Source organism: Streptomyces canus (genome assembly GCF_001514145.1).
Classification (GTDB): Bacteria; Actinomycetota; Actinomycetes; order Streptomycetales; family Streptomycetaceae; genus Streptomyces; species Streptomyces canus.
Window position 1 is genome coordinate 228300 of record NZ_KQ948667.1, and the last position, 24290, is coordinate 252589.

General features: G+C 72.0%; 17 protein-coding genes. 16 read left to right on the forward strand and 1 reads right to left on the reverse strand.

The features are described from left to right. Nucleotides 1-275: 275 nt before the first annotated feature. From ssd to AQJ46_RS52740, 7 genes are all read left to right on the forward strand, one after another. The gene (ssd, locus tag AQJ46_RS33465; protein ID WP_059209119.1) at nucleotides 276-1388 is read left to right on the forward strand and encodes a septum site-determining protein Ssd; all 1113 of its coding nucleotides are present in this window, start codon (nucleotides 276-278) and stop codon (nucleotides 1386-1388) included. 260 nt (nucleotides 1389-1648) lie between these two features. Beyond that, nucleotides 1649-2821 (forward strand): TadA family conjugal transfer-associated ATPase, encoded by a 1173-nt coding sequence (locus AQJ46_RS33470; RefSeq protein WP_059209120.1) that lies wholly within the window; start codon nucleotides 1649-1651, stop codon nucleotides 2819-2821. Between the two features lie 69 nt (nucleotides 2822-2890). Further along, nucleotides 2891-3820, forward strand: a complete 930-nt coding sequence (locus tag AQJ46_RS33475) for a type II secretion system F family protein (RefSeq protein WP_059209232.1) — start codon at nucleotides 2891-2893, stop codon at nucleotides 3818-3820. Continuing rightward, nucleotides 3817-4605, forward strand: a complete 789-nt coding sequence (locus AQJ46_RS33480) for a type II secretion system F family protein (RefSeq protein WP_059209121.1) — start codon at nucleotides 3817-3819, stop codon at nucleotides 4603-4605. Before AQJ46_RS33475 ends, AQJ46_RS33480 begins: the two co-directional genes overlap by 4 nt. 76 nt (nucleotides 4606-4681) lie before the next feature. Next, nucleotides 4682-4903 (forward strand): DUF4244 domain-containing protein, encoded by a 222-nt coding sequence (locus AQJ46_RS33485; RefSeq protein ID WP_059209122.1) that lies wholly within the window; start codon nucleotides 4682-4684, stop codon nucleotides 4901-4903. Beyond that, nucleotides 4890-5255 (forward strand): TadE family type IV pilus minor pilin, encoded by a 366-nt coding sequence (locus AQJ46_RS33490; RefSeq protein ID WP_063803868.1) that lies wholly within the window; start codon nucleotides 4890-4892, stop codon nucleotides 5253-5255. Before AQJ46_RS33485 ends, AQJ46_RS33490 begins: the two co-directional genes overlap by 14 nt. Next, complete coding sequence (locus AQJ46_RS52740; RefSeq protein WP_079072519.1) at nucleotides 5252-5848, forward strand: Rv3654c family TadE-like protein; 597 nt, start codon at nucleotides 5252-5254, stop codon at nucleotides 5846-5848. The genes AQJ46_RS33490 and AQJ46_RS52740 overlap by 4 nt, the downstream gene beginning before the upstream one ends. 297 nt (nucleotides 5849-6145) lie before the next feature. On the opposite strand, the gene AQJ46_RS33500 is transcribed toward AQJ46_RS52740, so the two are convergent. After that, a complete protein-coding gene (locus tag AQJ46_RS33500) occupies nucleotides 6146-8677 on the reverse strand; it encodes a DEAD/DEAH box helicase (protein WP_079072520.1) in 2532 nt (843 codons plus the stop codon). Nucleotides 8678-8758: 81 nt separating this feature from the next. Between AQJ46_RS33500 and bldG the strand changes: the two genes are divergently transcribed. The 9 genes from bldG (at nucleotide 8759) to tmk (ending at nucleotide 24243) form a co-directional block, all read left to right on the forward strand. Continuing rightward, nucleotides 8759-9100 carry an anti-sigma factor antagonist BldG gene (gene bldG, locus AQJ46_RS33505; protein WP_024885807.1) on the forward strand — a complete coding sequence of 114 codons (342 nt, stop codon included), beginning with the start codon at nucleotides 8759-8761 and terminating at the stop codon, nucleotides 9098-9100. Between the two features lie 119 nt (nucleotides 9101-9219). Beyond that, the gene (locus AQJ46_RS33510) at nucleotides 9220-9657 is read left to right on the forward strand and encodes an ATP-binding protein (RefSeq protein ID WP_059209124.1); all 438 of its coding nucleotides are present in this window, start codon (nucleotides 9220-9222) and stop codon (nucleotides 9655-9657) included. A 288-nt stretch (nucleotides 9658-9945) separates the two neighbouring features. Continuing rightward, nucleotides 9946-12354 carry a sodium-translocating pyrophosphatase gene (locus AQJ46_RS33515; RefSeq protein WP_059209125.1) on the forward strand — a complete coding sequence of 803 codons (2409 nt, stop codon included), beginning with the start codon at nucleotides 9946-9948 and terminating at the stop codon, nucleotides 12352-12354. 215 nt (nucleotides 12355-12569) lie between these two features. Beyond that, nucleotides 12570-13169: a hypothetical protein gene (locus AQJ46_RS33520; RefSeq protein ID WP_059209126.1), complete on the forward strand. Its 600-nt coding sequence runs from the start codon at nucleotides 12570-12572 to the stop codon at nucleotides 13167-13169. Between the two features lie 132 nt (nucleotides 13170-13301). Continuing rightward, entirely contained in the window at nucleotides 13302-14828 is a 1527-nt protein-coding gene (locus tag AQJ46_RS33525; protein ID WP_059209233.1) for a DUF7059 domain-containing protein, read from the forward strand. Between the two features lie 193 nt (nucleotides 14829-15021). After that, complete coding sequence (locus tag AQJ46_RS33530; protein WP_059209127.1) at nucleotides 15022-17352, forward strand: serine/threonine-protein kinase; 2331 nt, start codon at nucleotides 15022-15024, stop codon at nucleotides 17350-17352. Nucleotides 17353-17639: 287 nt separating this feature from the next. Then, nucleotides 17640-17837, forward strand: a complete 198-nt coding sequence (locus AQJ46_RS33535; RefSeq protein ID WP_059209128.1) for a hypothetical protein — start codon at nucleotides 17640-17642, stop codon at nucleotides 17835-17837. A 258-nt stretch (nucleotides 17838-18095) separates the two neighbouring features. After that, nucleotides 18096-20918: a type I DNA topoisomerase gene (gene topA, locus AQJ46_RS33540; protein WP_059209129.1), complete on the forward strand. Its 2823-nt coding sequence runs from the start codon at nucleotides 18096-18098 to the stop codon at nucleotides 20916-20918. A gap of 136 nt (nucleotides 20919-21054) precedes the next feature. Further along, nucleotides 21055-24243, forward strand: coding sequence for a dTMP kinase (tmk, locus tag AQJ46_RS33545; protein WP_059209130.1), 3189 nt, complete (start codon nucleotides 21055-21057; stop codon nucleotides 24241-24243). Nucleotides 24244-24290: the final 47 nt, after the last annotated feature.

Below are 24290 nucleotides of genomic sequence, written 5' to 3' on the forward strand. Positions count from 1 at the left end.
GGCGATATTCACAACCGCTGAGTTGTCCACAGTTATCGACCAAGATCCACACGATTTTCGGGATCGCTGCACCGTGATTCCCACACGTCCCGCTCCAGCCGACTTCATGGCCGGTTCTGGTTAGTCGGGTGTGTTTGGCCGGTTCGTATCGGCCGTTCATATGGAGTCCGGTTGCCGGTTCTTCACATGTTTGGGAATCGCGGGGCCGAAGGGGCCGCGTGAGAGAGGCGCCGCGCGGGCCCTCGTGGAGGCCTCGCGCGGCGCGGCGAAGGGGGATGGAGACCGTGACCGCAGCCGTCACACATGAGGGACAGCCCGCTGCCGGAGGGCGACCGGGCCGGCCGTTGATCGTCACGGAGGACGAGGGCCTGCTCGACGACCTGCTGCGCCTGTGCGCGGCGGCCGGGGCGAAGGCCGAGGTGCATCACGGAGTGCCGGAGCCCAGAGGAAGCTGGGAGACCGCCCCGCTCGTCCTGGTCGGCGACGACGCCGCACAGCGGGTGCGCGGCGCCGCACGTCGGCGCGGAGTGGTGCTCGTGGGCCGGGACCAGGACGACTCCGGGGTGTGGAAGCGGGCCGTCGAGATCGGCGCCGACCACGTCCTGATGTTGCCCGACGGAGAGCAGTGGCTGGTCGACCGCATCGCCGACGTCACCGAGGGCGTCGGCCGGCCCGCCCTCACCGTCGGCGTCATCGGCGGTCGCGGCGGGGCCGGAGCCTCCACGCTCGCATGTGCCCTCGCCGTCACCTCCGCGCGTGAGGGCCTGCGCACCCTGCTCGTGGACGCCGACCCGCTGGGCGGCGGACTCGACGTGCTCCTCGGCGGCGAGAGCACCGAGGGGCTGCGCTGGCCCGCGTTCGCCGCCTCGCGCGGGCGGGTCGGCGGCGGTGCCCTGGAGGAGTCGCTGCCACGGCTGCACTCACTGCGGGTGCTGAGCTGGGACCGCGGCGACCGCGTCGCCGTCCCGCCCCAGGCCGTGCGGGCGGTGCTCGCCGCGGCCCGTCGCCGGGGCGGCACCGTCGTCGTCGACCTGCCCCGTCGCCTCGACGACGGCGTCGCCGAGGTCCTCTCACAGCTCGACCTCGGGATCCTCGTGGTCCCCGCCGAACTGCGCGCCGTCGCCGCGGCCGGCCGCATGGCGTCCGCCGTGGGGATGGTGCTGCGCGACCTGCGGGTGGCGGTACGAGGCCCCTACGCACCCGGCCTCGACGACCGTGAGGTGGCCCGCCTGCTGGGGCTGCCCCTGGTGGGCGAGGTGCCCGTCGAGTCGGCGCTCCAGCGGCCGAGGGGAAGCGACTCACCTCCGGGGGCGGCCGTAAAGGGGCCGCTCGCCCGCTTCTGCAAGGAGTTCTGGGATCGGGCGCTGGCGGAGGCGGGAGCGGCATGAGCGCGTTCTCGGGGTTCGAGCGGGCGGACGGCGCGGGGGACGGGTCTGCCGAGGTGTGGCGGTCGGGTGATTCGGTGACGGGTTCGGTGGAGCGGCGGCGGTCGGGTGTCTCGGTGACAAGTTCGGTGCAGCGGCGGTCGGATGATTCGGTAGCGGGTTCCGTTGAGCGGCGGCGGTCGGGTGAGGTGCCGGTCGGTGCGAGCGGGCTGCGGGCCGCCCCGGTCGGTGGTCGTACGGCTTCCTCGACGACCGGTGCGGACATGGCTCCCGGGCTGCTGGACGGCGTACGGCAGTGGCTGGCCGAGAGCGGGGCCGAACCGACGCCCGCCCGTGTGGCGCAGGCGCTGCGGGAGCAGGGACGGGTGCTCGGGGACGCCGAAGTGCTGGGCGCCGCCGAACGGTTGCGGTCCGAGCTGGTCGGCAGCGGGCCCTTGGAGCCGTTGCTCGCCGACCCGTCGGTGACGGATGTCCTGGTGTCGGCGCCGGACCGGGTCTGGGTGGACCGGGGCGGCGGACTCGAACTGACCGCCGTCTCCTTCCCGGACGCGGCTGCCGTACGACGACTCGCGCAGCGGCTCGCCGCGGTGGCGGGGCGGCGCCTCGACGACGCGCGGCCCTGGGTGGACGCGCGGCTGCCGGACGGGACCCGGCTGCACGCGGTGCTTCCTCCGGTCGCCGTCGGCTGCGCCTGTCTGTCGCTGCGAGTCGTACGCCCGCGTGCCTTCACGCTGGACGAACTGGTCGCGGCCGGCACGGTGCCGCCGGGCGGAGACCGGGTGCTGGGGGCGCTGCTCGACGCGCGGCTGTCCTTCCTCATCAGCGGTGGGACCGGCACCGGAAAGACGACGCTGCTGAGCGCGCTGCTGGGGCTCGTCGGGCCGGGCGAACGGATCGTGCTCGCGGAGGACTCGGCGGAACTCAGGCCTGACCATCCGCACGTCGTACGGCTGGAGACGAGACCCGCCAACCAGGAGGGCGCAGGGCTCGTCACCCTCGAGGACCTGGTGCGACAGGCGCTGCGGATGCGGCCCGACCGGCTGGTCGTGGGTGAGGTGCGCGGGCCCGAAGTGGTGCATCTGCTGGCCGCGTTGAACACGGGCCATGAGGGCGGCTGCGGGACCGTGCACGCCAATGCGGCGGCCGACGTACCGGCCCGCCTCGAGGCGCTGGGGACGGCGGCCGGGCTCGACAGGGCCGCGCTGCACAGCCAGTTGGCGGCCGCGCTGTCGGTCGTCCTGCATCTCGTGCGTGACCGGGCCGGGCGGCGGCGGATCGCCGAGGTGCGGGTGCTGGAGCGGGACTCCTCGGGGCTGGTGCGGACGGTGCCGGCGCTGCGTTGGGGAGCGGAGGCGTTCGCTTACGAGCGGGGGTGGGAGCGGCTGCGAGGGCTGCTCGGGGCTGGGATGCGGGGGCCGTCGGGGGAGCGCGGTTGATGTGGGCGGGCTCGGTGCGACGGAACGACGACGAGACGGCTCGGACGGCGGGAGGACGTGGTGATCGGAATGGGGGAGATGTCGGTGGGGTCGACGGGTGTGGCCGTGGGATGCCTCGGGGTGGCCGTGTGGCTGTGGGGCGGGCGGCGTTCGGGGGCGCGGCGGGCGCAGGTGCTGCTGGCGGGTGGCGGCGTGGTGGGGGTCGGGCCTCCGCCGTGGCGGCGTCTGGTGGGGGAGCTGCGGCAGGTTCGTGGGCGACTCGGGTTCGAGTGGTGGGCGGTGGTCGCAGGGCTGGTTATCGCGGTGCTGGGGTCCTCGGTGCTGCCGGTCGTCGCGGGGGCCGCCGGGGTGCCGTTGCTGCGGCGGGTGCGGCTGGCCCGGGCGGAGCGCCGGGTGCGTGAGCGGCGGACGGACGAGGTGATCGCGCTGTGCGCGATGGTCGCCGGGGAGGTGCGGGCGGGGCGGCAGCCGGGGGAGGCGCTGGTGCGGGCTGTGCGGGAGTTCGAAGGCGCGGGGGTCGGTGGGGCCGGATCGGGTGGGTTCGGTCCTGGAGCGCCGGAGTTCGGTGGGCTCGGGGAGACGCAGGCTGCGGTGCTGGCGGCGGCCCGGTTCGGTGGGGATGTTCCGGGGGCGCTCGCGGCGGCGGCTCGGCGACCTGGGGCCGAGGGCCTGTCGGGGCTTGCCGCGTGCTGGCGGGTGGCCGTGGACCAGGGCGCGGGGCTCGCGGCCGGGCTCGATCGGCTCGAAGGGGCGTTGCGGTCCGAGCGGGACCAACGGGCAGATCTGCGAGCTCAGTTGGCGGGAGCCCGGTCCACGGCGTGGATGCTCGCCGCGTTGCCGGTGCTGGGGCTGGGCCTCGGTGCCGCCCTCGGTGCCGATCCCCTGCACGTCCTTCTGCACACCGGTTCCGGGCTGGGCTGCCTGCTGGTCGGCGGCCTGCTGGAGGGCGTCGGGATGTGGTGGGCGACGCGGATCGTACGGGGAGCCGAGGCGGCATGAGCGCGGAAGTTGTCCACAGGCTGGGGGCGGTTGCAGGGGCGGCACTGGTGATCGCCTGGCTCACCCGGTGGGCCGCGGCGGTGCGGCATGAGCGCAGAGTGCGGCGGCGGCTCGGGGAGTTGCTGCCCGCTGCGCAGGCCACGGCCGAGGGCCCGCGGTTCGAAGTTCGGGATCTCGTACGGCGGTGGCTGCCCGTGGTCGGCGTCGGGTGCGCCGGGTGGGTGCTGGTCGGCGGAGTCGCCGGTCTCGTGGTCGGGCTGGTCGTCGCGGCGGGTTTGTGGCGGTGGCGGCTACGGCAGACGGCCGGCGTGGGTGCCGAAGAGGCCGACGCGCGCGAGGCGGCCCGGCAACTGCCGCTCGCCGCCGACCTGCTGGCCGCCTGTATCGCGGCGGGCGCCGGTCCCGTGATCGCGGCACAGGCCGTGGGTGAGGCGCTGGGCGGTCCCGTGGGGGAGGGGCTCGCGCGCGGGGCGGCGGAGGTACGGCTCGGCGGCGAACCGGGCGAGGCCTGGCGGAGGCTCGCCTCGACACCGGGCGCCGGGGCGCTGGCGCGGCTGCTGGAACGCGCCGATGTGACCGGGCTGCCCGCGGCCGGACCGGCTGGCGCGCTCGCGGCGGACGCCCGCGCCGACTGGGGGCGCGCCGCGACGGCACGGGCCCGGCGGGCGTCCGTGCTGGTCACCGCGCCGGTGGGGCTGTGTTTCCTGCCCGCGTTCATCGCCGTCGGCGTGCTGCCGATCGTGATCGGGCTCGCGGGTGGAGTGCTGGGAGGGGGTGGGCGATGACGGTCGACGGCCGGTGATCCGGCGGACGAGCAAGTCAGGCGGTTGTTCAACAGGACTGATCCTTACGGGGGTTGAGATGTACAAGGCGGTATGGGCGCGGGTATGTGCCCTGGTGTGCAGGACGATGAGCGGGGCGCGGTCGGTGCGCGAGGACAGGGGGATGGTGACGTCCGAATACGCGATGGGGATCGTCGCGGCGGTGGCGTTCGCGGTAGTGCTCTACAAGGTGGTGACGAGCGGGGCCGTCAGCGCGGAACTCCAGGCCATCGTGAAACGGGCGCTCGATGCGAAGGCGTGAACGGGCGGGAGATCAGGGGTTCGTGACGGCGGAGTCGGCCATGGTGCTGCCCGTGCTGGTGATGTTCGCGATGGCGCTGGTGTGGGGGCTGCTCGTGGTGGCCGCGCAGATCCAGTGCGTGGACGCCGCCAGAACAGGAGCCCGCGCGGCGGCCCGCCAGGACTCCGCCGAGGCGGTCGTCCGGGTGGCCCGGGCCACGGCACCGCGCGACGCGCAGGTGACGGTCGCCCGGGAGGGTGACCGGGTCCGCGTGAGGGTGGTGGCCAAGCCGCCCGCGTTGCACGGCCTGCCCTTCGAGGTGCGGGAGGAGGCCGTGGCATGGGCGGAGGAGACGGTGGGGGAAGGAGGATGAGCGGCGGTTCGACGAGGAGCGGATCCGCGGAGCGCGGGGTTGCGGCCGGCCTCAGCGGTGCCCGCCGCGCTGTTGCCCGGTTGGCCGGTGTCCACCTCGTCGCCACCCGTTCGGACCGTGGTTCTGCCACCGTCTGGAGTGTCGGGGCCATCGCGGTGCTGTGCGTGGTGTTCGGGGTCGTGCTGGCCCTCGGGCAGGCCGTCGTCGTACGGCATCGGGCGGCCGGGGGCGCGGATCTCGCGGCGCTCGCGGCGGCGGATCACTGGGCCGACGGTCCCGTGGTGGCCTGCGCCCGGGCGGAGAGGGTGGCGCGGGACCAGGGCGTGCGGCTCGTGCGGTGCGTGATGGTCGGCGAGATCTCGGACCTGACGGCGGCCTCGGGGCGGGGGCCGTTCACGGCGGAGGTCAGGGCACGGGCGGGGCCTGCCGGGCCGGTTACGTCGCAGGCGCCGCTTCCGCCCGAGTCCCAGGGAGCGCCGCGTGCTGGCGGTCCGGCTGGTTCTGGAGCCCCGGTCGCGGGGTCCCTGGGGCGTCCCCCAGTCCCGGGGGCCCTGGGGGGTCAGACGCCGCCGGCTCGGTCGGGGACCCCGTGAGGCCAGGGCTCGGGTTCTCCGTCGGCGTCCCGGTGAGGCCCGGGTCCGGGTTCTCTGTCGGCGTCCCGTTGAGGCCCGGGCTCGGGGTCTCCGTCGGCGTCCCGTTGAGGCCCAGGCTCGGGTTCTCTGTCGGCATCCCCGTTGAGGCCCAGGTCCGGGCCCTCCGTCGGTATCCCAAGGCCTCCCCGACGCCTTCCGCTCCATCGGCACCCTGGTGGGGCCAGGGCCCCGGTTCTCCGTCGGCGTCCCAGGGTGCTCCCGGCGCTGTTCGCTCCATCGGCGCCCGGCGAGTCCAGGCTAGGGCCTCTCCTCCGGCAGCCCGGAAAGTTCCGCCTTCGCCCCCTCCTCCGGCAGCCCGGGAAGTTCCGCCTCCGCCCCCTCCTCCGGCGCCCCCCGCAACAGCACCGTGAGCAGCCGTACCGCGCCCCTCTTGTGCAGCGGGTCGTTGCCGTTGCCGCACTTGGGGGACTGGATGCAGGACGGACAGCCGGCGTCGCAGTCGCAGGAGGCGATGGCCTGGCGGGTGGCGGTGAGCCAGGCGCGGGCGGTGTGGAAGGCGCGCTCCGCGAAGCCCGCGCCGCCCGGGTGACCGTCGTAGACGAAGACCGTGGGGAGCAGCGTGTCGGGGTGGAGGGGGATCGACACGCCGCCGATGTCCCAGCGGTCGCAGGTCGCGAAGAGGGGCAGCAGGCCGATCGAGGCGTGCTCGGCGGCGTGCAGGGCGCCGCCGAGGATCTCCGGGTTGATCCGGGCCTCGTCGAGCTGGTCCTCGGTGACCGTCCACCACACCGCCCGCGTGCGGAGCGTACGAGGAGGGAGGTCGAGTTTCGTCTCGCCGAGCACTTCACCTGTGATCAGACGTCTGCGGAGGAAGGAGACCACCTGGTTGGTGACCTCGACGGAGCCGTAGCACAACTTGCCCTCGCCCCAGGGGACTTCGACGTCCGTCTCCAGGACGGCGATGGACGTCGTGTCGCGGGCAACGGTCGAATACGAGGGGTTCGCCTCCTCGACCAGTGCCACCGAGTCCTCCAGGTCCAGCGACCGGACCAGGTACGTACGGCCCTGATGGAGGTGGACCGCGCCCTCGTGGACGGTGGTGTGGGCGGAGCCCGCGTCGACCGTGCCGAGGAGGCGGCCCGTGCCCGCCTCGACGATCTGGATGGGGCGGCCGCCCTCCCCGCGGATGTCGGTGAGGTCGGCGGCCCGCTCCCGGCGGGTCCAGTGCCAGGCCTTGGTGCGGCGGCGCAGGAGCTTCGCGGACTCCAGCTGCCCCAACAGGCTCTCGGTCTCCGGCCCGAACAACTCCATGTCCTCGTCCGTCAACGGCAGTTCCGCCGCGGCCGCGCACAGGTGCGGGGCGACGACGTACGGGTTGTCGGGGTCGAGGACCGTGGACTCCACCGGCTGGTCGAAGAGGGCCTCGGGGTGGTGGACGAGGAAGGTGTCCAGGGGGTCGTCGCGGGCCACCAGGATCGCCAGCGCCCCCTGTCCCGCTCGACCCGCCCGGCCTGCCTGCTGCCACAGGGACGCGCGTGTGCCGGGGTAGCCGGAGATCAGCACGGCGTCCAGCCCTGAGACGTCGATGCCGAGTTCCAGGGCGGTCGTGGCGGCCAGGCCCAGCAACTCTCCTGAATGCAAGGCCTGTTCCAGGGCACGGCGCTCTTCCGGGAGATAGCCGCCGCGGTACGCCGCGACACGGCGGGCCAGGGACCTGTCGACCTCGGCCAGCCGCTCCTGGGCGATCACGGAGATCAGCTCGGCGCCGCGCCGGGAGCGGACGAAGGCGACCGAGCGCACGCCCTGTACGGCGAGATCAGTGAGGAGATCGGCCGTCTCTGCGGTGGCCGTACGTCGGACCGGCGCGCCCTTCTCGCCCTGCATCTCGGTGAGCGGGGGCTCCCAGAGGGCAAACACCAGTTCGCCACGCGGTGAGGCGTCGTCGGCGACCTCGACCACGGGGAGGCCGGTGAGGCGGCGGGCGGCCACCGACGGCTCGGCGGCGGTCGCGGAGGCCAGCAGGAAGACGGGGGAGGCGCCGTAGCGGGCGCAGAGGCGGCGCAGACGGCGCAGCACCTGGGCGACGTGGGAGCCGAACACGCCGCGGTAGGTATGGCACTCGTCGATGACGACGTACTTGAGCGCCTTCAGGAAGGAGGACCAGCGGGAGTGGGAGGGGAGTATCCCGCGGTGCAGCATGTCCGGGTTGGTCAGCACGTAGTTGGCGTACTGGCGGATCCATTCGCGTTCCTCGAACGGCGTGTCGCCGTCGTAGACCGCGGGGCGTACGGAATTGCCCAGCGGTTGTGAAAGTTCCTTCACCGAGCGGCACTGGTCCGCAGCCAGGGCCTTCGTCGGGGACAGGTAGAGCGTGGTGGCGCCGCGGCCGTTCGGGGCCTCCGAGCCGTCCAGGAGGGTGGAGAGGACCGGCACGAGGTACGCCAGGGACTTGCCGGAGGCGGTGCCGGTGGCGACGACGACCGACTCGCCGTCCAGGGCGTGCTCGGCCGCGCGTGCCTGGTGGGCCCAGGGGTGATCGATGCCGCAGGCCTGGACGGCCGCGATGACCTCCGAGCGGATCCGGTCGGGCCAGACGGCATGGCGACCCGCACGTGGGGGCAAGTGCTCCGTATGAGTGATGCGCGCAGCCCGGCTCGGCCCGGCGGCGAGCCGGTCCAGGACCGTGCTCGGCGTGGGGCGGGGACCGGCGTCCGTCGAGGGTCGATCGGATCGGAGATTCTTGGCCATCGGCACCGAGTGTGTCACTGGCGTGACGGACAATGGGACCAAGGCGTCGTGCACGCCTGCCGGTAAGTGATTGAATGCCATCGCGGCTGGCGAACCGTCCGGGGGCTTCAAGCCGAGGTGTCCCGAGGGGCGACCGCTCGATAGCAAGGTGCTGGAGGATCCGTGGACCTGTCTCTGTCGACCGAAACCATCGGCGATCGCACGATCGTCAGGGTCGGTGGCGAAATCGACGTATATACCGCGCCCAAGCTGCGCGAGCAGCTGGTCGAGCTGGTGAATGACGGCAGTTTCCACCTTGTCGTCGACATGGAGGGCGTGGACTTCCTCGACTCCACCGGGCTCGGCGTACTGGTCGGCGGACTGAAGCGGGTGCGTGCCCATGAGGGCTCGCTGCGCCTGGTCTGCAACCAGGAGCGCATTCTCAAGATCTTTCGTATCACCGGCCTCACCAAGGTGTTCCCCATCCACACCTCGGTCGAGGAAGCGGTGGCGGCGACCGACTGACCCGTTCCCGGGCCCGTGCCCGGGTCGGCAGCAGGACGTCGGCAGAAGCAAAAAGAAGGGGTCCGGGCTTTCGGCGGCCCGGTCCCCCGACAGCACGCCCGTAGTTCCGAGGGGGACGCATGGCCACCGTTGAACTCCGTTTCAGCGCGCTGCCCGAGCACGTCAGGACCGCCCGACTGGTGGCGGCAGCGGTGGCGCGCAGGTCCGGAGTGGACGAGGCCGTCCTCGACGAGGTCAGACTCGCTGTCGGCGAGGCCTGCACTCGTGCCGTCGGACTGCACCAGAGCGGCGGCATCACCGCGCCGGTCAAGGTGCTGCTGATCGAGGAGGAGAAGCAGTTCTCCATCGAGGTCGGCGACGAGGCGCCGCGTTCGACCCCGGGCGACCGGGCTCCGGGCGCCCTGGGTGAGGACGCCGACATGGAGACCGAGGAGGACGAGATGGGCCTCGCGGTCATCAGCGGCCTCGTCGACGATGTCGAGGTCACCGCGGGAGAGCACGGCGGACAGATCCGTATGACCTGGCCGACCACACCGCCGGCCGCAGTGCTCCCCTGATTTTCACCCGTTCGAATCAGTTTTCTGTTCGACATGCGGAAGGGCCCCACCACACTGGTGGGGCCCTTCCGCATGTCGGCATGAGCTTTCTGTGCCTACAGTGGTCTGGTGCGATGCATATCGTGAATTGGTTCACGATCTAGGATATCGGTCTTGAATGCCCCCGGGGCATTACTGCTTTCAGGTTCTGTAAAGGTGAATTCCGTTTACCGCGCCCTGTTTTGATCAGGGCGGGGTACCTACAATCCGTCCACATCTTGAGCTCAGCCCAAGCGTCAAGGAGGACGAATGGCGGGGCTTTCTACCCCTGATCAGTTGGACCAGCCCACAACAACCCTCGCGGCCGCGGTGCTCACCGACGACAACCGGGTGCTGATCGCGGTCATCGCGGTCGTCGCCCTGGCGGCGCTCGTGGTGGCGGGGGTCCTGGTACGCCAGGTACTCGCGGCCGGCGAGGGCACCGACAGCATGAAAAAGATCGCGAAGGCCATCCAGGAAGGCGCGAACGCCTATCTGGCACGCCAGTTGCGCACGCTCGGCGTATTCGCCGTCGTCGTGTTCTTCCTGCTCATGCTGCTGCCCGCGGACGACTGGAATCAGCGCGCAGGCCGATCCCTGTTCTTCTTGATCGGCGCCGCCTTCTCGGCGGCCACCGGCTATATCGGCATGTGGCTCGCCGTGCGCAGCAATGTCCGTGTGGCCGCGGCGGCGCGAGAAGCCACTCCGGCGGAAGGCGAGCCGGAAAAGGATCTCACCGCCGTCTCCCACAAGGCCATGAAGATCGCTTTCCGTACCGGCGGCGTGGTCGGCATGTTCACGGTGGGCCTCGGTCTGCTGGGCGCCTCCTGTGTGGTGCTGGTCTACGCGGCCGACGCGCCGAAGGTCCTGGAGGGTTTCGGTCTCGGTGCGGCGCTCATCGCGATGTTCATGAGGGTCGGCGGCGGCATCTTCACCAAGGCCGCCGACGTCGGCGCCGACCTGGTCGGCAAGGTCGAGCAGGGCATCCCGGAGGACGACCCGCGCAACGCCGCGACCATCGCCGACAACGTGGGCGACAACGTCGGCGACTGCGCGGGCATGGCGGCCGACCTCTTCGAGTCGTACGCCGTGACCCTGGTCGCCGCGCTGATCCTCGGCAAGGCGGCCTTCGGCGACGCCGGACTCGCCTTCCCGCTGCTCGTCCCGGCGATCGGCGTGATCACCGCGATGATCGGCATCTTCGCGGTCGCGCCGCGCCGCTCGGATCGCAGCGGCATGTCCGCGATCAACCGTGGGTTCTTCATCTCCGCGGTGATCTCGCTCGTGCTGGTGGCGATCGCCGTCTTCGTCTACCTGCCGGGGAAGTACGCCGACCTCGACGGCGTCACCGACACGGCGATCAGCGGAAGGGACGGCGACCCGCGGATCCTCGCGCTCGTCGCGGTGGCGATCGGCATCCTGCTCGCCGCCGTCATCCAGCAGCTGACCGGCTACTTCACCGAGACCAACCGCCGCCCGGTCCAGGACATCGGCAAGAGCTCTCTCACGGGGCCCGCCACCGTCGTCCTCGCCGGTATCTCGATCGGTCTCGAGTCGGCCGTCTACACCGCGCTGCTGATCGGCCTCGGCGTCTACGGGGCGTTTCTGCTCGGCGGCACCTCGATCATGCTGGCGCTGTTCGCGGTGGCGCTGGCCGGCACCGGCCTGCTCACCACGGTCGGTGTGATCGTCGCCATGGACACCTTCGGGCCGGTCTCCGACAACGCGCAGGGCATCGCCGAGATGTCCGGCGACGTCGAGGGCGCGGGTGCGCAGGTGCTCACCAACCTGGACGCCGTCGGCAACACCACCAAGGCCATCACCAAGGGCATCGCCATCGCCACCGCGGTCCTCGCGGCATCGGCGCTCTTCGGGTCGTACCGCGACGCGATCACGACCGGCGCGCAGGACGTCGGCGAGAAGCTCAGCGGGGACGGCGCGCCGATGAGTCTGATGATGGACATCTCGCAGCCCAACAACCTCGTCGGCCTCATCGCCGGCGCGGCGGTCGTCTTCCTCTTCTCGGGGCTGGCGATCAACGCGGTGTCCAGGTCGGCGGGTTCCGTGGTGTACGAGGTGCGGCGGCAGTTCCGCGACCATCCCGGGATCATGGACTACAGCGAGGAGCCGGAATACGGCAAGGTCGTCGACATCTGCACCAAGGACGCCCTGCGTGAACTCACCACACCCGGTCTGCTCGCCGTGCTGGCGCCGATCTTCATCGGGTTCACCCTCGGTGTCGGCGCGCTCGGCGCGTTCCTCGCCGGCGCGATCGGCGCGGGCACCCTGATGGCGGTCTTCCTGGCCAACTCCGGCGGTGCCTGGGACAACGCCAAGAAGCTCGTCGAGGACGGTCACCACGGCGGCAAGGGCAGCGAGGCCCATGCCGCCACGGTGATCGGCGACACCGTCGGCGACCCCTTCAAGGACACCGCGGGGCCCGCGATCAACCCGCTGCTGAAGGTCATGAACCTGGTGGCGCTGCTGATCGCCCCGGCGGTGATCAAGTTCAGCTACGGCGAGGACAAGAGCATCGGCGTACGGATCTTCATCGCCGTTCTCGCGTTCCTCGTGATCGCCGGCGCGGTCTACGTCTCCAAGCGGCGTGGCATCGCCGTGGGTGACGAAGACAACGAGAAGAAGGTGGCCAAGTCGGTGGATCCCGCGGTGGTTTCGTAGATCCTGGCACGAGGCCCAGCTCAAGGGGCGGGCGTGCGGCGCGTGTTCATGCGCCGCACGCCCGCCCTGTGCGTGCGCGCCGCGCGGCCGTGAGGCTTCTCTCGCCTGGGGCGAACAGGGATGAAAGGGATCGAGATGTGACATTTGGTGCGCGGGTGTGGTGCGTGTGCTGTGTAAGGTCCGGGGGCTGAGAGGCCACGGAAGGGACCGATCCGGTGAACAAGAAGCTCGCGGCCGCACTGTCCGGCGGTGCGGTACTGATACTGGCGCTGACGGGATGCAGTGGCAGCGAGGACAACAAGGAACTCGACGCCTGGGCCAAGAAGGTCTGTGACCTGGTGCCGGCCCAGAACAAGAAGATCACGGCGGCCTACGACGCGATCACCAAGGCGGCCGAGGACACCGAGAGCACCCCGGCGGAGCTCCAGAGGGCCGACTCCCAGGCCTTCCAGGACCTGTCCGACGGCTACAAGGCGCGCGCCACGGTCATCAGCAACGCCGGGGCGCCCCCCGGTGCCGAGGACGGCGCGAAGAAGCTCCAGGAGGCCGTCAAGCAGCTCACGGCCCTCTCGGCGTCCTACGCCGACATGAAGACGCAGGTGGACGGGCTCAACACCAAGGACCAGGCGAAGTTCGCGACCGGCCTCAAGGAGGTCTCGGCCGAGATGAAGAAGGTGGAGACGCAGCGCCAGACCGCGCTCACCGCGCTGAAGGACCTGGAGTCGGGCGACACCAAGCAGGCGCTGTCCGAGCAGTCGGGCTGCAAGCAGGCCTCCACGTCGCCGGAGGCGTCCGCGTCGGCGACGGACAGCTGAGCGCACTCCGGGCTGCCGACGACTGAGCGGGTCCCCGGGGCTGCCGGTAGCTGAGCGGCCGCGGTGGCCGAGCGGCGCCGCGAGTGGCTCGGTGAGGCGTGCGGTGCGGCGGGCGCGGGCCACAATGGGGGCGTGAGTACCTCCAGTCTGCCCACGCTGCCCGCCGCCCCCGCCTCCGGCCGTCCCGACGTCACCGCCCAGTTGCGGGATGCCCTGATCGGGGCCTCCTTCACCGCCGACGGGTTGCTGGAACTGCTCGGCGCGCCCGCGTACGCGGCGCTCGCGCGCAGCGAGACCGTTCCCGCGCTCCGGGCGACCCGCGAGGACTCCCCCCTGGCGGTGCTCGTACGCCTGTTCCTCCTCCAGCAGCCGGTGCCCCACGCGCGCGTGGCGGACGTCGTGCCCGTCGACGCGTGTCTGGAGAGCGGCTGGCTGGTCCGCGTCGGCAGCGCCGAGGTGGCCGCGACGGTGGACGTACGGCCGTACGGCGGACCCGGCGGCGAGGACTGGTTCATCGTGTCGGACCTCGGCTGTGCCGTCGGCGGCGCGGGCGGCATCGGCAGCCGGGACGAGGGCGTCGTCCTCGGGGTCGGCGGTGCCTCCACGACCCTGGCCGGCCTCACCGTTCGTACCCCCGTCGCCTCCGCCCTCGACGTCGGTACCGGCTCCGGGATCCAGGCCCTGCACGCCGTACAGCACGCCACGCGCGTGACGGCTACCGACCTGAACCCACGCGCGCTGCACATCACCGCGCTCACGTTGGCGCTGTCCGGCGCCCCGGCGGCCGATCTGCGGGAGGGCTCGCTGTTCGAGCCGCTCAAGCAGGGGGAGACGTACGACCTGATCGTGTCGAACCCGCCCTTCGTGATCTCGCCGGGCGCGCGGCTGACGTATCGCGACGGCGGGATGGGCGGGGACGATCTGTGCCGCTCGGTCGTTCAGGGGGCGGGGGCGTTGCTGAACGAGGGCGGGTTCGCGCAGTTCCTCGCCAACTGGCAGCACGTCGAGGGGGAGGACTGGCAGGACAGGCTCAGGTCGTGGGTGCCGCGCGGGTGCGACGCGTGGGTCGTGCAGCGCGAGGTGCAGGACGTCACGCAGTACGCCGAGCTGTGGCTCAGGGACGCCGGTGACCACCGGGGCGACCCGGCCGAGTACCAGGCGCTGTACGACGCCTGGCTGGACGAGTTCGAGGCGCGCAAGGTGAGGGCTGTCGGCTTCGGTTGGATCACCCTGCGCAGGACGGGCTCCGCCGTGCCCTCGGTCACCGTGGAGGAGTGGCCGCACCCGGTCGAGCAGCCCCTCGGCGACACCGTCAGGGCGCACTTCGAACGCCTCGACTACCTGCGCGCCCACGACGACGCGGCCCTGCTGGAGGCCCACTTCAGGCTCGCGCCCGAGATCATCCAGGAGCAGGTCGGGCTGCCCGGCGCGGAGGACCCGGAGCATGTGGTGCTGCGCCAGCACCGCGGGATGCGCCGGGCCACGAAGGTGGACACCGTCGGCGCGGGCTTCGCCGGTGTGTGCGACGGCTCGCTGAGCGCGGGCCGCATTCTCGACGCGATCGCCCAGCTCATGGGCGAGGACCCGGTCATGCTGCGCGACCGTACGCCCGCGCAGATCCGGCTGCTGGTGGAGCAGGGGTTCCTGGAGCCCGCGTGACCTGACGTCGGCCGGCCACTGCTGAGGCGGGCTCGACCTCCTGGGACCCCTGTGTCCGCTCTGGCGGGATTGCTCCGGAAAAGGGCTCCTGTCAGTGGCAGGTGCGAAGCTACCTTCGAGAGACAGAGCTGACGCGTTCTCGGGGGAGGCGCGCTGTCTCGGACCCGGTGCCCGGGTCTCGGGGGGAGGCGTGATGGCGGGGGAGACGCCGGAGCAGAGTGAAGGCAGGACCATCAACGGCCGGTACCGGCTGCTGCGGACGCTCGGCGCGGGCGGCATGGGCCGGGTCTGGCTGGCGTACGACGAGGAGCTGGCCTGCGAGGTCGCGATGAAGGAGATCGCGCTTCCTGACACACCGATGGACGCGGGCGAGACGGCCCAGCGCATTTCCCGGGCCCGCAGCGAGGCCCGGCACGCGGCCCGCCTGCGCGGCCATCCCCATGTCGCGACGGTGCACGATGTGGTGGTCCACGAGGGGCTGCCGTGGATCGTCATGGAGCAGGTGCCGGACGCGATCGACCTCCAGGCGGTCGTACGGCGTTCGGGGCCGCTGTCGCCCGAGCAGGCGGCCCGCATCGGCCTCGCCGTCCTCGACGCCCTCACCGCGGGGCACCGCGTCGGCATCCTCCACAGGGATGTGAAACCGGCCAACATCCTTCTGGCGCCGGACGCTTCGGGGGACCCCTACGCGCGCGTGCTGCTCACCGACTACGGCATCGCCCTCCAGCCCGAGTCCCGCGAGCCCCGACTCACCGCGACCGCGGGCATCCTCGGCACCCCCGGCTATCTCGCGCCGGAGCGCGCCCGGGGCGAACCGCCCACCCCGGCCGCCGACCTGTTCTCCCTGGGCGCCACGCTGTACGCCACTGTCGAGGGCCGCGGCCCCTTCGACCGCCACGGCGAGTTCGCCACGCTGACGGCCCTGCTGGGCGAGGACCCCACCCCGCCCGCCCGGGCCGGTGAACTCACGCCGGCGCTGCTGGGGTTGTTGGTCAAGGATCCCGTGCGCAGGTTCTCGCCGGAGACGGTGAAGCGGGAGCTGGATCGCGTCCTGCAGGGGGCCCGGGGCGCCGGGGGTGCGGCGGGGCCGGGGTACGGCTTCTCGGCGGGAGGATTCGGGCCGCCTCCCGGTGACTGGGCGTCGGCGCCGGGGACACCGCACACTCCGGTGGGCGCGGCCGGAGACGGTGGTCCGGCCGACGCGCGCCCCAGCCCCGGGGAACCGGCCACGCCGGGGGTGACGCCCGGCTCGGCGCCGCCGTACAGCCCATGGCCGCCCGCGGCAGGGCAGGCGCTCGAACCGGGCAACCCCTATGCGCAGGGGGCGGGTTCGCCGTATGCGGGCGGGGGCTCCTCGTCACCGTACGGCAGCGGTGGTCCGAGCTCACCGTACGGCGGCGCTGGTCCGGGCTCCCCCTACGGCGGTGGAGCTTCGGGGCCGTACTCGGGCGGTGGCTCCTCGCAGCCGTACGGGAGCGGGACGCCGGCCGGGTACGGCGGCTCGGGTGCGCCCGGCAGCCCCACCGTCGCCGGCGCACCCACCGCCTTCGGCGGACCCGTCGGTCCTGGCGGGCCCGGAGGCCGGGCGCCGTTCTCGTCGGCCCCGCCCCCGCCACCGCGCCCCGCCGCCAGGAAACGCCTCGCGCTCGTCGCTCTCGTCGTCGGTGTGTTCCTCGTCGTCGCGGGCGGTGCGTGGGGAGTCATGGCGCTGACCGGGGACGACGGCAAGAAGGACGCGGCGCCCAAGTCCTCGCCGAGCACGGGCGCGCGTTCGTCACAGGGGGCGTCGCCCACCGGGCCCGTGCTGCCGTACGGCGAGGTGGTCGGGCTCGACGAGCCCCTGGAGACAGGGGACTGCGTGCAGGCGGTCTGGTCGGGTACGCCGTTCAAGTCGGCGCCGAACCTCGGGGTCGTGGACTGCGCGGACGACTGGCCGGACGGTCAGGTGGTGGCCGTCGACGCCGCCACCGACTTCGCCGACGCCAAGGCCCAGGGCGCGAAACGCTGCGCCGACCTGAGCCGAGCCGTCGTGGACGCGCTGCCGGACGCGGCCGGGTACGCCGTCGTGCCGACCGAGGAGGGCTTCGGCGCGGCGGGCAGCGGTACGGCATGTCTCGTACTCGGCCGCCATGCCGCGATCGGCGGTGAGGTGGGCCGCTTCCGGGACCTGGGCACCGACTTGTGGGTCGGTCAGATGAGCGTCGGCGACTGCTGGGTCTACCAGCAGCTCGACGACGGCTACAAGGCTCCGCTCACCGACTGCTCGAAAGCCCACACCGACCAGGTGATCGGCACTGTTCAGGCCCCGGCCGAAATGACCTACAAGAAGGGCACCGACAACGCGACCAAGTTGTGCGGCAACAAATTCGAGTCGACCTGGGCGCCTGATCAGGAGCGTCTCGTGTACGGCTGGGTGGCCGACGAGGACGACTGGAAGAAGGGATTCAACAAGATCGTGTGCACGGTCAGCCTGACCGACAACAAGAAGTCGAGCGGGAAGATACCCCCGCCCGGAGCGGTCTGAATCCGGTCGGTTTCCGCGCCGAATCCGGTCGCGCCCCCTCGCAGAAGCGCGGATCCGGGTGAGAACCGAGCGAGAACCGAACGAGAACCGGACGGGATTTGTGGCCGACCGGGGTGGCCGGCCGGGATGGCCGGGGTGGCGATCCGGCGGTCGGCCGGGAGCCGTTCCGGGGAAGTCCGCGGTCGTGTCGGCGCGGCGTTCACCCGGGGTTCGTCTGTCCGCCGCCCGCGCGTGCCAGTCTCCATCGAAGGTGCACGCGCGGCGGGAGAAAAGAGGCACGGGGAGCCATGGAGAGCGGACCGGCGATCTTCGCGGGAATGGTGTTCGCCCTGTTCGGAGGAGGGCTGCTGGTGTGGACCGCGGCCCGGGTGCGCCATCGCGAACCCGTCGCCCACGGTGTGAGTCCCGTCGCATCCGCGACCGTCGCGACCCTCGCCGCGCTCATCACGCTGGCCCTCGCCGCATGGTGCTTCACCCGTCTCTAGAACGGCTCCCGGAACGTCTGCGCGAGCGGGTCGACCAGTAAGGGGGAGGTCACCCTCCGGATGAGCTCGAAAAGGCCGGTGGGCGCTCGGGGCGGCAGGAATGGCGGTAGTCGGGTTACCGTTCGAGTGGCCGTTGCGGGCTTTTCCCGTTTGACACGGGGGCGGGATGTACCGTCACACTCCGCAGCGTCAGCATGACCCGACCCCGGGAACCAAGGCCTGGGGAGACCCCAGTGTCGACCGGAGAGAAGAGCGAAGTTGTCCCCGACCAGCGAGACCGCAAAGGGCGGCCGCCGACTCGTCATCGTCGAGTCGCCTGCCAAGGCGAAGACGATCAAGGGCTATCTCGGCCCCGGATACGTCGTCGAGGCGAGCGTCGGGCACATCCGCGACCTCCCCAACGGCGCCGCGGAGGTGCCCGAGAAGTACACCGGCGACGCCCGCCGCCTCGGTGTGGACGTCGAGCATGACTTCGAACCGATCTATGTGGTCAACGCCGATAAGCGGGCCCAGGTCAAGAAGCTCAAGGACCTGCTGAAGGACTCCGACGAGCTCTACCTCGCCACCGATGAGGACCGCGAGGGCGAGGCCATCGCGTGGCACCTCCAGGAAGTCCTGAAGCCCAAGGTCCCGGTCAAGCGGATGGTCTTCCACGAGATCACCAAGGCGGCGATCCAGGCCGCCGTGGCCAACCCGCGCGAGCTGAACCAGAAGCTGGTCGACGCCCAGGAGACCCGCCGCATCCTCGACCGCCTCTACGGCTACGAGGTCTCGCCGGTCCTGTGGAAGAAGGTCATGCCGCGCCTGTCGGCAGGCCGTGTCCAGTCGGTCGCCACACGACTCGTCGTGGAGCGGGAACGCGAGCGCATCGCATTTCGTTCCGCCGAGTACTGGGACCTGACGGGCACCTTCGCGACCGGCCGCGCGGGGGATTCGTCGGACCCGTCGTCGCTGGTCGCCCGCCTCCAGACCGTCGACGGCAGGCGGGTCGCGCAGGGCCGCGACTTCGACTCCCTGGGACAGCTGAAGAGCGCGAACACCCTCCACCTCGACGAGGCGAACGCCCGCGCCCTGGCCGCGGCCCTGGAGCAGACGCGGTTCGCGGTCCGCTCGGTCGAGTCCAAGCCGTACCGCCGCTCGCCGTACGCCCCGTTCCGTACGACGACCCTCCAGCAGGAGGCCTCGCGCAAGCTCGGCTTCGGCGCGAAGGCGACCATGCAGGTGGCCCAGAAGCTGTATGAGAACGGCTTCATCACCTATATGCGTACGGACTCCACGACCCTGAGCGAGACCGCCATCACCGCGGCCCGCGCCCAGGTCACGCAGTTGTACGGCGCCGAGTACCTGCCCTCGTCCCCGCGTACCTACGCCGGGAAGGTCAAGAACGCCCAGGAGGCGCACGAGGCCATCCGTCCCTCGGGTGATCGTTTCCGCACGCCCGCCCAGACCGGCCTGACCGGCGACCAGTTCAAGCTCTACGAGCTGATCTGGAAGCGCACGGTCGCCTCGCAGATGAAGGACGCGACCGGCAACAGCGTGACCGTGAAGATCGGTGGTACCGCCGCCGACGGCCGGGACGTCGAGTTCAGCGCCTCCGGCAAGACGATCACCTTCCACGGCTTCCTGAAGGCGTACGTCGAAGGAGCCGACGACCCGAACGCCGAACTCGACGACCGCGAGCGCCGGCTGCCCCAGGTCAACGAGGGCGACCCGTTGTCCGCCGAGGAGATCACGGTCGACGGGCACGCCACCAAGCCTCCGGCCCGCTACACCGAGGCCAGCCTGGTCAAGGAGCTCGAAGAGCGCGAGATCGGCCGCCCGTCGACGTACGCGACGATCATGGGCACGATCCTCGACCGCGGCTACATCTTCAAGAAGGGCACGGCGCTCGTCCCGTCCTTCTTGTCCTTCGCCGTGGTCAACCTCCTGGAGAAGCACTTCGGTCGGCTCGTCGACTACGACTTCACCGCCAAGATGGAGGACGACCTCGACCGCATCGCGGCCGGTCAGGCGCAGTCCGTGCCGTGGCTGAGGCGCTTCTACTTCGGTGAGGGCGCAGCCGCGGGCGGCGCGGCCGACGCCGGCAACGGCGACGGGGACCACCTCGGCGGCCTCAAGGAGCTGGTGACCGACCTGGGCGCGATCGACGCGCGCGAGGTGTCGTCCTTCCCGGTGGGCAACGACATCGTGCTCAGGGTCGGCCGCTACGGCCCGTACATCGAGCGCGGCGAGAAGGACTCCGAGAACCACCAGCGGGCGGACGTCCCCGAGGACCTGGCGCCCGACGAGCTGTCCGTGGAGCTCGCCGAGGAGCTGCTCGCCAAGCCGAGCGGTGACTTCGAGCTCGGCGCCGACCCGGTGACGGGTCACCAGATCATCGCCCGCGACGGCCGCTACGGCCCGTACGTCACCGAGGTGCTCCCCGAGGGCACCCCGAAGACCGGCAAGAACGCCGTGAAGCCGCGTACGGCCTCGCTGTTCAAGTCGATGTCCCTGGACACGGTGACGCTCGAGGACGCGCTCAAGCTGATGTCGCTGCCGCGTGTCGTGGGCGCCGACGCCGAGGGCCAGGAGATCACCGCGCAGAACGGCCGCTACGGGCCGTATCTGAAGAAGGGCACGGACTCGCGCTCGCTGCAGACCGAGGACCAGCTCTTCACGATCACTCTCGAAGAGGCGCTGGCGATCTACGCCCAGCCCAAGCAGCGTGGCCGGGCCGCCGCCAAGCCGCCGCTGAAGGAGCTGGGCACCGACCCGGTCAGCGAGAAGCCGGTCGTGGTCAAGGACGGCCGCTTCGGTCCGTACGTGACCGACGGGGAGACCAACGCGACCCTGCGCTCCGGCGACAGCGTCGAGGAGATCACCCCGGAGCGCGGTTTCGAACTGCTCGCCGAGAAGCGGGCGAAGGCGCCCGCCAAGAAGACGGCGAAGAAGGCGCCCGCCAAGAAGGCCCCGGCCAAGAAGGCGACGGCCGCCAAGAAGACCGCGGCGAAGAAGACGACCACGGCCGCGAAGAAGACGACGGCGAAGACGACCACCGCGAAGAAGGCGACGGCTTCCAAGACGGCGTCCGAGGACTGAGCCCGGTCCCGGTTCGGGCCGGATTCCTCCACCGAGGCTTCGCAATGCGAACGCCCCGGCATCACTTTGGTGTCGGGGCGTGCGCACCTGCGGACGCGCTCCCCAGGCTGTCGGTGGCTCCCGATAGGCTGAATGCATGACCCGTGCCCAGCAGCCAACGGCCCTTGACCCGGCCCCCGACGACGCCCTGGTCGCGGACTCCCGCGAGCGCGCCGTCCGCGCCCTGCTGCGCAGGCCCCAGCTCAAACGCCTGTGGAGCGCCCAGCTCGTCGGCGGGATCGGCGACACCCTCGCACTCCTGGTGCTGGTGCTGCTGGCCCTTCAGGCGGCCATCGCCCAGGGCTCGTTCGGCGGCGGCTACCGGGGCGTGGCGTTCGCAGTGGCGACCGTCTTCGGTACGCGCATCCTGGCGACGCTGCTCTTCGGCGCCGTCCTGCTCGGCCCGCTGACCTCGCTCACTTCGCACGAGGGGCCGCTCGACCGCCGCTGGACCATGGTCGGCGCGGACGGAGTCAGGCTCGCCCTGCTCATCGTCGCGCCGCTGTGGATCGACTGGACGCCGGACAACGCCCTCGCGATGCTGCTGGTGACCGCCTTCGTGACCGGGGTCGCCGAGCGCTTCTGGACGGTGTGCCGCGAGAGCGCGGCGCCCGCCCTGCTGCCGGAACCTCCCCCGGAGGGGGCGACGGTACGACCGCTGCCCGACCACCTGGACGCACTGCGCCGCTTGTCGCTGCGCACGACCTTCGTGGCGATCCCGCTGGCCGGTGCCGCGCTCGTCGTCGCCGGCCTGCTCAACAACCTGCTGGGCTCCGGCCTCGACTGGTTCGGACAGCATCAGGCGGCCCTCGCGTCGTACGTCGCGGCCGGTCTGTTCGCCGCGTCCCTGTCCGTGCTGACCTTCCTGGAACTGCCCGGCACGCGCACCCCGCGCGCGCGTTCGCCGCTGGAGGGGCTGCGCCGGCCCAAGACGGGCACCGGCGTGGACAAGGGCCGTACCGGCGCGATTCCGCTGCTGGTGGCGGCCTGCGCGGCCGTCGCCGGAGCGATCGCGGCCGCCGTGGCCGTCGCCGTGCTGCACGCCAAGGACCTGGGCGGCGGCCCGGTGATGTACGGCCTGATGGTGGTCGCGCTGACCGGCGGTGTCGTGGTCGGTGTCCGTACGGCCCCCAAGGTGCTGGTCTCGCTGTCGCGGCGCCGGCTGCTCGCGCTGGCGCTCGCGTTCACCGGCATCGCCCTGCTGGCCGCCGGGCTCGTCCCGGACGTCACCACCGTGCTGCTGATCGACGGGTTGGCCGGTGTCGGCGCGGGTGTCGCCGCCAACACCGGGCACACCCTGCTCGACCAGGAGACCGAGGAATACCGGCGGGCACGGACCACCGAGCATCTGCACGCGGTCGTGCGCGTCGGCGTGGCACTCGGCGCGCTCGTCGCCCCCGTGGTGGCCGCGGCGATCGGTCCGCACCGGCTGGTGAACGGCAAGTTCGTGTTCGCGCACGGAGGCGCCGCGTTCACCCTCATGCTGGTCGGCGCGCTGCTGCTGCCGGTCGCCGCGCTGGTGCTGGCCAAGGTCGACGACCGGTCCGGCGTCCCCCTGCGGCACGACCTGCGGGACGCTCTGCTCGGCGGCGACGACCCGGTGACCGTGCCCGCCGACAATGGCTTCTTCATCGCGCTGGAGGGCGGCGACGGGGCCGGGAAGTCCACCCAGGCCGAGGCGCTCGCCGAATGGATCCGGGCCAAGGGCCACGAGGTCGTGGTGACGCGCGAGCCGGGGGCGACCCCGGTGGGCAAGCGGCTGCGGTCGATCCTGCTGGACGTGTCGAGCGCCGGGCTCTCGCACCGGGCGGAGGCGCTGTTGTACGCGGCGGACCGCGCGGAGCACGTGGACACCGTGGTCAGGCCCGCACTGGAGCGCGGTGCGGTCGTGATCTCCGACCGGTACATCGACTCCTCCGTGGCCTACCAGGGCGCCGGGCGCGACCTGTCCCCGACGGAGATCGCCCGCATCAACCGCTGGGCGACGGACGGTCTGGTGCCTCATCTGACCGTCCTGCTGGACGTGTCCCCGGAGATCGCCCGCGAGCGGTTCACCGAGGCGCCGGACCGGCTGGAGTCGGAGCCGGCGGAGTTCCACGCGCGCGTGCGGTCCGGATTCCTCACGCTGGCCGCCGCCGACCCCGGGCGGTACCTGGTCGTGGACGCGGGACAGGAACCCGAGGCCGTCACCACCGTCGTACGCCATCGGCTCGACCAGATGCTGCCGCTCTCCGAGCAGGAGATCCGGGAGCAGGAGGAGGCCCGGCGCAAGGCCGAGGAGGAAGCGCGCCGCAAGGCCGAGGAAGAGGCCGCGCGCAAGGCCGAGGAGGAGCGCCTGGAGCGTGAGCGCCAGGAGCAGCTGGCCCGGCTGAAGGCCGAGGAGGAGGAGCGCAAGCGGCGCGAGCTGGAGGAGGCCCAGCGCCGCGAGGCCGAGCGGCAGGCGGAGGAGGCCCGGCTGCGGGCCGAGGAAGCGCGCAGGCGGGCCGAGGAGGAGCGGGTACGTCTCCTCGCCGAGGAGAAGGCCCGCGCCGAGGAAGAGGCACGGCGCAAGGCCCAGGAAGAGGCCGCCCGCAAGCGGGCCGAGGAGGAGGCACGACTGCGTGCCGAGGCCGAGGAGCGGCGGCTGGAGAAGCAGCGCAAGGCCGAGGAGGCGTTGCTGCGGGCGGAGGAGGCCCGGCGGCTCGCCGAGTCCGCGGCCGCGGCGGCGGAGGCGGGGCCCAAGCAGGCCGCCACTCCCACTGCGGGGATGGACGCGGCGACCGTGCCCACGCCTGTGGTGACGCCGACGAACGCGTCGGGCGGCCCGGTGGACGAGACGGCTGTGCTGCCCCGGGTGCCCATGGAGAAGGACGACGAGGATGCGTCCGCGGGTGGGGACTCCGCTGGGTCCGCCTCCGACGCCGAGGTGACGGCCGAGCTGCCGCAGCCGCCGGTGCCTCCGGGGGCGGCGGACGAGACCGCGGTGCTGCCTCCTGTCCCGCCGGGGGCTGCCGATGAGACCGCGGTGCTGCCGCCGGTGGCTCCGGGTTCCGCCGACGAGACGGCCCTGCTGCCTCCGGTGTCGGAGGACGGGCCCTCGGACCGGGTTCCGCCGGGGTACTTCCGCGACGAGGAGCGGACGCGGGAGCTGCCGCAGGTCGACGAGACGGGGACGCCTCGGCGGAGGACACGGTCGGACTGGGCCGAGGAGACGCCGCTGGACGATCTGCCTACGCTCGCCGATGAGCTGCTCGGGCCGCATGACGACGAGTACGGGGACGATCGCGGTCGGCGTCGGGGGCGGTAGCGGTCGTTCTGCGCGTGCGTTGTGGCCGGCCCCCACCGGCCAACGGG